At 36.2% G+C, this 9,143-nt stretch carries 8 protein-coding genes; all 8 read left to right on the top strand.

Features of this window, described 5'->3' with window-relative positions:
- The first annotated feature begins 245 nt into the window (after positions 1 to 245).
- On the top strand, positions 246 to 824 hold the full coding sequence (locus AC22ZQ_RS09495) for a SiaB family protein kinase (RefSeq protein ID WP_318958545.1): 579 nt from the start codon (positions 246 to 248) through the stop codon (positions 822 to 824).
- Positions 825 to 876: 52 nt separating this feature from the next.
- Entirely contained in the window at positions 877 to 2,538 is a 1,662-nt protein-coding gene (locus tag AC22ZQ_RS09490) for a DUF819 family protein (protein ID WP_318958544.1), read from the top strand.
- Between the two features lie 83 nt (positions 2,539 to 2,621).
- Complete coding sequence (locus AC22ZQ_RS09485; protein ID WP_318958543.1) at positions 2,622 to 4,019, top strand: tetratricopeptide repeat protein; 1,398 nt, start codon at positions 2,622 to 2,624, stop codon at positions 4,017 to 4,019.
- Between the two features lie 8 nt (positions 4,020 to 4,027).
- Positions 4,028 to 4,834 carry a phosphosulfolactate synthase gene (locus tag AC22ZQ_RS09480; protein WP_318958542.1) on the top strand — a complete coding sequence of 269 codons (807 nt, stop codon included), beginning with the start codon at positions 4,028 to 4,030 and terminating at the stop codon, positions 4,832 to 4,834.
- A complete protein-coding gene (locus tag AC22ZQ_RS09475) occupies positions 4,831 to 5,715 on the top strand; it encodes a WD40 repeat domain-containing protein (RefSeq protein ID WP_318958541.1) in 885 nt (294 codons plus the stop codon). The genes AC22ZQ_RS09480 and AC22ZQ_RS09475 overlap by 4 nt, the downstream gene beginning before the upstream one ends.
- A 54-nt stretch (positions 5,716 to 5,769) precedes the next feature.
- Complete coding sequence (locus AC22ZQ_RS09470; RefSeq protein ID WP_318958540.1) at positions 5,770 to 6,543, top strand: hypothetical protein; 774 nt, start codon at positions 5,770 to 5,772, stop codon at positions 6,541 to 6,543.
- 165 nt (positions 6,544 to 6,708) lie between these two features.
- Entirely contained in the window at positions 6,709 to 8,010 is a 1,302-nt protein-coding gene (locus AC22ZQ_RS09465) for a hypothetical protein (RefSeq protein ID WP_318958539.1), read from the top strand.
- 176 nt (positions 8,011 to 8,186) lie between these two features.
- A partial coding sequence (locus tag AC22ZQ_RS09460) for a hypothetical protein (protein ID WP_318958538.1) occupies positions 8,187 to 9,143 on the top strand: 957 nt, incomplete at its 3' end.

Below are 9,143 nucleotides of genomic sequence, written 5' to 3'. Positions count from 1 at the left end.
GATCTTACTTTGAAAAATACGGAAGTATGCCCTGCGGTGGCAAGAATTTTCAACAATATTGAGAAAAGTTTAACACGTAGCTAAAAGTATTGGTTTACAATCGCTTTAACCACTACTTAATTAGTTGAATTGATTTTTAAAGTGTATTTTAGTAAATTTTTCAATTTTTACGGCAATTGAATTGAGTTAAATATTACGAAATTCTCTTATATTGTAAAAGAGCATTACTACACTACATCAAATAAATGGCTAGAGTTACAGAGAAAACTGCGGTGAAACTTCAAAACTATTTTGAAGATACCGAACAATGTTTACAGCGTGAGAATTATAACGTTCTGGTAGCCTATGCAGGACAGTTTTCTAAAGATATTGTAAACAGCATCCCAGAAAGCGTTGAACAAAAACTTCGCGAGAAAAATCAAAAGAAAAGCATTATTAAAAGAGTCTTTAGCATCTTAATTGAAGGACTTCAGAACATAAGAAAACATAGTGATTTTGTGGATGATGACGAAAGTTTAGGCTATGTGTTTATCGCCAATAATCAGAAAGAAGTGTGTATGCAGTTTGCTAATTTGGTGAATGACGAAAGTATCAACATAATTGATGGTAAATTGACGGAACTAAAATCCATGAATGATGATGAAATCAAAAAGCATTACATAGAAATATTGAATAATGGTTTTATGTCAGAACTTGGTGGTGCTGGATTAGGACTCATTACTATGGTGCTAAAATCGAGCAACTACGTGAAGTACTCTTTTGAAGAATTGGAAGACGGTGTACATTTATTTAATGTTAAGATCAAAGTCCACTTCGAAGCATAATTCTCACTTTTGTTTTATTATTCCTATTATTGCCTTCCAAATTGGAAGGATTATGAAAATTTTATTAGCATTTCTTACACTATTCTTGAGTGTTAACCTCTGGTCACAAACTGAAAACTTTGTGGTAGTAGAAAATGATTCTTTGCTCTTATTGAGTGATGAAATTCCAACGGAAGTATTAGCGAATTCTGAGAGTAAGGACTATTCATTTAGTGGAATGGAATTTACCGCAGAAGCCTATTTTTATTTGAACTTTACAGACGAAGATAGAAGGTTATTTGCTCAATCAGATTCTGTAGAGGTTGTCTTTAATAAAGATACCAGTTATTTCGCCAATTTCGGGAACGCAGTTTTTAGAAACCCTGGTCCAAACGGTATCATTTCAATAGCTATTCATCCAATGATAAATGGGGAGGTGCAAGCTTTAAAAAGCAGTGCAACTCCTTTCAAAATGTCCTTTTTAGAACAAGAGGTGCATGAACCGATGATAAAAAACGATAAGGTTGTTTTTGGTTTATTGCTGGTAGTTCTCGCTTTTGTGTTCTACACTTCTAACTCTGGAAATACGTACTGGAAGAAATTTTATACCGTTATCCCGGCCCTTTTCATGTGTTACATGTTGCCTGCTGCTTTGAGTAGTATGGGAATTATAAGTGGAGAATTTAGTGGGTTATATCACATGGCCAGCAGGTACCTATTGCCGGCCAGTTTAATTTTGTTGATTTTGTCGATGGACTTAAAAGGTTTGGTTCGTTTAGGGCCAAAAAGTTTCATCATGTTTGTTACCGGAACCGTTGGAGTAATCGTAGGTGGAGTTTTTGCTGTATGGATATTCTCTTTTATTTCTCCGGAAACAGTAGGAGGAACAGGAAACGAAGCGACATGGAGAGGTTTGTCGACCATTGCGGGAAGCTGGATAGGTGGAGGAGCCAATCAAACAGCGATGTTGGAGGTTTACAAATACAAAGAAACCTTGTTTGGGGGAATGGTACTTGTGGATATAGTAGTCGCTAATATTTGGATGGCCGTGATCTTATTTGGTATTGGAAAACGTTCTAAAATTGATAAGTGGTTAAAAGCAGATAACAAAGCCATTGATGAATTGGTAGTAAGAGTGGAAACAATGAATGCCGAGATGGAACGTAAAGCAACATTAAAAGACTACATGGTTATGTTCGGAATTGTGTTTATTGGTGTGGGAATAGCTCACTTCTTGGGAGACGTATTATCGTCATTCTTCGAGGGTATCCTTGACAAAGGGAGTACATTTAGAAGTCAGTTCTTCTGGATGGTTGTTTTATCTACAATTTACGGATTGATTTTAAGTTTTACCAAGGCCCGTCAATACGAGGGAGTTGGTGCTTCTAAATTCGGATCTATCTTTTTATATGTCTTGGTAGCGACGATAGGGATGAAGGTAGATATTTCTGCTATTTTCAGTAAACCATTGCTTATCTTTGTAGGACTAATTTGGATTGCCGTTCACGCCGGTTTACTTATACTGGTAGCGAAATTAATAAGAGCTCCGTTTTTCTTCTTAGCAGTAGGAAGTCAAGCAAACATAGGAGGAGCAGCTTCTGCGCCCGTAGTGGCCAATGCCTTTCACCCTGCTTTAACAACAGTAGGTGTAATTATGGCTGTAGTAGGATACTTCTTTGGAACTTGGGGAGCGTTAATTTGTGCAGAATTGATGCACATGGTGGCTCCTGTTTAGTGGGCTGATTGTTAATTTCCTGTTTATAACTCTAGAGTTAACGGTGTATAACAGGCTTAAATTCTGATTAATTTTAGAGAGGTATGTACGAGGAAGAGGAAGAATATTTTTCAGAAAGAGAATTCAATGAGGACTTAAATGCCTTCAACGCCATGTATAGAAAAGACGATTTTCGATTCATGGATTCAGATCGTTTGGAGGCTTTGATTGATCATTTTATCATTTCGAGCAACTACAAAAAAGCAAAGTGGGGAGTGGAAATGGCCTTGAGTCACTTTCCGTTCAATACTATGTTTTTGTTAAGAAAGGCGCAAATTCTTTCTGCGAATGGTGAATTAAAAGAAGCCTTGGAAATTTTAAATGACTTGGAGAAAATGGATCCAAGGAATTTAGAATTAGTACTTACCAAAGCTGGTTCTTTTAGTCAATTAAGAGATTCTAAAAATGCTATTCGTTATTTCAACTTAGCATTAGAGTTGGCAGATGACATGGAAAAAGATGAGATTTATCTTGATTTGGCCATGGAATATAACAATATAAAAGATTACAAATCATCCGTAAATATTTTAAAAAGAGCCATTGCCGAAAACCCGAAAAACGAGGTAGCGGTTTATGAGATTGCTTTTTGTTACGATCAGTTAGGAGAGTACAAGAAAGCCATTAAATCGTTTAAAGATTACATAGACGAAAACCCTTACAGTTTTACGGCATGGTACAATTTGGCAAATGCTTATTTGAAAGTAGATAATTTCGAAAAAGCAATTTGGGCCTATGATTATAGCATATTAATCAATGATGATTTTCCTCCCGCTTACTTTAATTTAGGAAATGCATTTCTTTCCAATAGTAAGCCCAGAAAAGCTTTAGAGTGCTTTGAGAAGTGTTTAGAGATGGAAGGTGAAGATGCCTTAATCTTAAGTTATATGGGGGAATGTCATGAGGACTTGGGCGAATTAGATTTGGCCATGAACTGTTACAATAGGTCGGCGATTTTAAATCCACATCTGCCAGAAGCTTGGTTGGGAATGGGAATCGTAAATGATTTGGAAGGAAGAACAGAGGAAGCAATTAAATTGGTGAGCAAAGCCATAGAATTGGCCCCAGATAACGCATCGTTTTACCATGTGCTAGCAGGTGTTTTTGAAAAAGATGAACGCGTCGAAGATGCATTGGAAATGTATGAAAAAGGAGTGAAGTTGGATGATACCAACGAAGATCTTGCTTTGGATTACTTGAAGTTTTTAGCGGGAGAAGCTCCTTATTTGGTAGAATCTATATATGAGAGTAATCCAGGATTTCAGAAGATGCCAGAACTTGACTTAATACGCGTTTACGCTTATTACCAAAATCAAGAATACACCAACGCATATCTAATATTAGATAATCTTATAAATAAGGATGCAGATTTGGCTAAAAAGTTATTTTTGCATTATCCCGAAGCTAAAAACATTAGTGGTTTTCGGGACCGAATAGAAAATTAAACACACTTATGAATTTTAATTTATCCTTTATACCAGAACGATCATCAAAGCCTAGGAACGCAGGTGTAACAATGATGATGGACAAAGGGTTGAGCATTAACGAGGTAGAAAACTTTATACAGGCGTCAGGTCATCTTACAGACATCGTAAAATTTGGTTTCGGAACCTCTTTCGTGACTCCAGACTTGGAAGAAAAGTTAAAGTTGTATAAGGAGGCAAACATACGTCCTTACTTCGGAGGAACATTATTTGAAGCATTTTACGCACGTGGAATGCACGAAGATTACCTTAGAATTTTAGACAAGTACGATTTAGATTTAGCAGAAATTTCTGATGGATCTATTATCATACCTCACGATAAAAAATGTGAATTGATTCACAGCATGGCGAAAGACAGAACTGTTTTGTCTGAAGTTGGTTCAAAAGATTCTGGAATTTTAATTTCACCGAATAAGTGGATTAAAATGATGAGTACAGAATTGGAAGCAGGTTCTTGGAAGGTGATTGCAGAAGGTAGAGAAAGTGGTACGGTAGGTGTTTTTAGACCAAACGGTACAGCACACACTATGTTGATCAACAAGATTATTGCCAAAGTAAAACCAGAAGATATTCTATGGGAAGCGCCAAAGAAAAACCAACAAGTATGGTTTGTTAAATTATTTGGAGCTGAAGTAAACCTTGGAAATATTGCACACAACGAAATGATTCCTTTAGAATGTTTACGTTTAGGATTAAGAGGTGATACTTTCTTTGAATATTTACCAGAGGATTACGCTACACGTTTAAAACAAGTAGCTTCTGAAGAAGAAGAATGATTTTTAGCTTAGAAAAGATAATAACAGGTCATGCCGGGGCCATCTACGACACTATTGTAGATGACTCCGGTTTTCTTTTTACCACAAGTGCCGACAAGTTTATTGCGCGTTGGAATGTAGAAAGTGGTGAGCAAGACGCCTTTGCCATAAAGCTAGATAATGCCGCGTACAGTATTTGTTTAATCAATGCAGATAAACATTTGGTAATCGGTTCATCAAAGGGTAATGTACATGTTATTGACTTAGAGCAAAAACAAGAAATTAAAAACCTCGCCCAGCATAAATCTGGAGTTTTTTCATTGTGTTATAATTCTAAAAAGTCAGAATTCTACGCAACAGATGCCGATGGCTATTTTTCTGTATGGAGTGCGGAGGACTTTTCATTGAAACTCATCCTACCTTTAAACTGTGGTAAAATAAGGTCCATGACTTTAGCAGACGAAGGTGAATTGGTAATTCTCTCCTGTCAAGATGGTACTACGCGTATTTTAGAATGTAATTTCTACAATGAAATCGTAACGCTGAAATCGCACCGCATGGGAGCAAATGTTGCCCTAGTGAAGAACGATATTCTCTACACTGGGGGAAAGGATGCTTATTTGAGACTGTGGGATTGGAAAAGTGAAAAACTGATCAAAGAAGTGCCTGCACATAACTATGCTGTGTACGATTTAATCGATATGGGCAACGTATTGGTAAGTGCTAGTTTTGATAAAACGGTTAAAGTTTGGGAACCAGAAAGCCTTGAAATTCTACAGAGAATAGATGTCAAATCAAAAGGACATACCCACACGGTGAACTCACTCTCCAAACTAAATGCAGAGGAGTTTATCTCTGCCGGCGATGATAGAAAGATTAAGCTTTGGAAAAAAGTTGAATAGATTTCAATAAGTATTCATAATAATCGTTCTTACCACAACTAAAATCAATATACCATGAAAATCTTTATCACTCTTATTGCGGCGAGTCTCGTATTTAGTTCTTTTACTTTAGGACAAAAGAAGCAAGAGGAAATTGTTTTAACCCCTAAACAAGAACAACGATTTATTGCTCCTAACGCTTTATTTATAGGTGTGAATACTGGGGGGGCTAGAATGTTGAATAAGATGGAAGGTGGTTTAAATCACTTTAAGAATGGAGGTTTAGTGGGACAATATTATGGACTCAACATTGAAAAGGGAATAAGAAGAAATTTCTTTGTTGCTGGTGCAATTTCAGTATTGGAGATTTGGGACAAACGCAGTTATAATATTGGTCCGTTCTCTGGAGATGGAGGGAATGCTTTTTGGGCTTCACAAATAGGTATACAATTAGGGTATAGAGTTATTGGTCCTAAGAACTACAATTATTTTAACGTAGCAGTTGGTTTTGAAAATGGATTTGTAATGGATCAGAAAGGACCCAATGGTAGTTCAGGATTAACGATAACTCAGAGTAATCAGCAGGAAGGAGATTTGTATAGTTATAAAGCCACGTTTGATTTAAACCACAACTGGTATTCTGCGCTAAGTTTCCAGTTATCTAAAGATTTTAAGCTTTTTAAGGGTATGTATTTAAGTTTGGCTTATAATACACAATTTGGTCTTCGAAAATTCTTTGTAACGAATATAGATTACTATACGGTAGGAAATGAGCAGAGTAATGCAACGAGCTCCTTTATGGACGGAACGCAACAACAATTTTTGGTAGGATTGAAATATAAGTTTTAATAAACATTCAAAATGTATAGAGGGATGAAGGTTACACTGGTCATAGCACTTGTTAATGTTTCATCCCTTTTTTTATGCGCATTTGGGCAGCTTAATCGACACAATTTCATTTTAGGATCAGACCTTATGCTTATGTCCCCTGTTAAATTCAATAATTCAGGGATAATGCATATGAAAAGTACGGTTTCTCCTGCGCCTAATTTCAATATAGGTTATTCGCACTTCTCAGAGAAAGGAAATTTATTTGGATTCCGTTTGAATTTTTATGTTCCAAATTTCAGATTGGGATATCAACTCGATTTAAAGGAGGGGCACAATTTTGTGGATGAAAATGGTACGACACTTCACCTCGTAGAAGATGAAATGGACATTTACTCAGGCCAAGTTATTCGAATTTCACCAGAAGCCTACGTTCAGAGAATCATAGACTTGAAACCCGGTGGTAGCCTAGCAGTAGGTGGCGGCTTAATGTTGTGGTTTAATGAGGGAAATAGTTTGGGAGAACAGTTGGCGGAAAAGTATTTACCGAGTGGTAATGGAGAGGAAAAACAACTGTACAGTTTAACCCAAGATGCTCACCAATATATCACTCCCTTCTTTCCTTCAATATTTGGGCAATTAGATTATCATCCTAATTCTTGGCCACATTTATCTTTTAACGTTCGATATAACTATAGTTATTTTGACAGAGTTTATGGAAGTTACAAGCTTTTAAACCTTGGATATACGAGTTCGGGTAGTTTTACACAATCTTATTCTTATTTAAGTTTGGGGCTGCGCTATAATGTTCCTTTTAAAAAGATAAGACAAAGGTTTGAGTACCTGAGGAAAATTGATGAAGAAACAGGATTATCCAACAATCAATTGGAAAGGAAAATAGTTCCGGGAACCTGGGCGGTAAAGGCAGGTCTCGGTATAGGAAGTTTACACGATAGAACGCTGGGGGAAAAGAACGATATAAGATCTGGAGGTAATGCTACGCCGGTATTGGAATTTGGGGTTGAAAAAGCATTAAAGAAGCATTGGTTGTGGTTTGGGAGGTACAGCACTTACAAGTATACCCGCGGTTGGATTACCAATTCGTCAGCCGCTATACCCACACGTCGAATGGCGAAGCAAAGCGCACATGAAATAAGTTTGGGTATAGGGTACAGCATTGTAGGACCCAAGAATTACAATTATTTAAATATTAATGCCGGTTTGAGTTTTGGAAGTTTAAATAACAGTCTTGGAGATACAACAGCTGTATTAGATGAGGTAAACATGAATTCTGTGTCTACAGGAAATGTTTGGTATGTGCAATACAATACACTGAACCTAAAGAATAATTACACAACAATTAATGTAGGTTTATCAAAGGATTTGAAACTAGGAAAGAAATTGTATTTAAACTTTGCTTATCACTATCAAATAGGTCTGTATAAAAACTCACAAACGAACTATTATTACTACAAAAAGGGAAGTTAAAATGTATTTACGGGAAGAACTGTTTCAAAAGGAAGTCGATCTACGTTTTTAATGAGATTTCTGTTCAGACTAAACGAATAGATGTTAAAATTTTCAAAAACTTAAATGGATTGAATTAAAGGTATAGTTTTGTGGCGATTTAATTTAAAAATTATTTGAATAATCAATTCATCAAAATGAACAAACCACTTAAAAAATCATTGATGTTTGGAGCTATTTTGTTCCAAATGTTCCAAGGAGTAAATGCTCAAGAGCAAGCTTCAAAATTAAAGTTCCATTTCGGTACAGATGCAATGTTTATGAATCCTGTAGAATTTGAAAATACAGGGAATGACTTTATGCGCAGTAAACCGTCTGTTAGTCCTAATTTTTATTTAGGATGGGCTCTACCCGTAAAATCTAATTTTGAAATAGGTGTAAATGCGAATTTTGTATTTCCTAGTATGAACTTGGGACTCGAAATTGATGGAAATATGGATCATCAAGTATATCAACCCAATGGCGAGAAATACAACTTTAGCTTCGATGATATTAACTTCAGGATTGGAGATAATAATCCTACTATAGTACCAGAATTGTACTTTAAGTATAGACTTCCTTTACTTGAGAATAGTACTTTAAATATTTCTGCTGGAGCCATGCTGTGGTTTGATAAACCTGAAGGGCATTCGAATCTTCTAGGGACAGGGGGCTATGGTATCAGGTTTCAAAATGGATCCGATTACGACATTTTTAGGTTTAATGAAATTGGTAGGGAAGAAGGGCCGAGTATAGCTCCTTCATACTTCGTAGAATTAGGATATGAACATAAAAAGGTTCCTGGTTTATTGCTAAAGGCAAGGTACAATTATTCGAATCATGTTTTTAGATCAGGGTCCTATGAATTTTACAATTTTGACGAACCCACTTTTGGAACTTACACGCAAACCTATAGTTATTTTAGTTTGGGCTTGGAGTATACGTTACAAGGCGATAGAAGAAGAGCCAAGAAAGCTTATTTGAAAACTATACCAGAAAATAGTTTGCTCAATAATAGACAACTTGAACGTGAGCTGAAAGAAGGAACGTACTTGGTAAATGCTGGAATAGGAGCTTCTTTCTTACACGATGTTTTGACGGGTGGTGAAGATCAT

This window comes from Lishizhenia sp. (assembly GCF_057456495.1).
The sequence above is the reverse complement of the archived record's forward strand: the minus strand, read 5'-3'. Positions and strand labels throughout refer to the sequence as shown.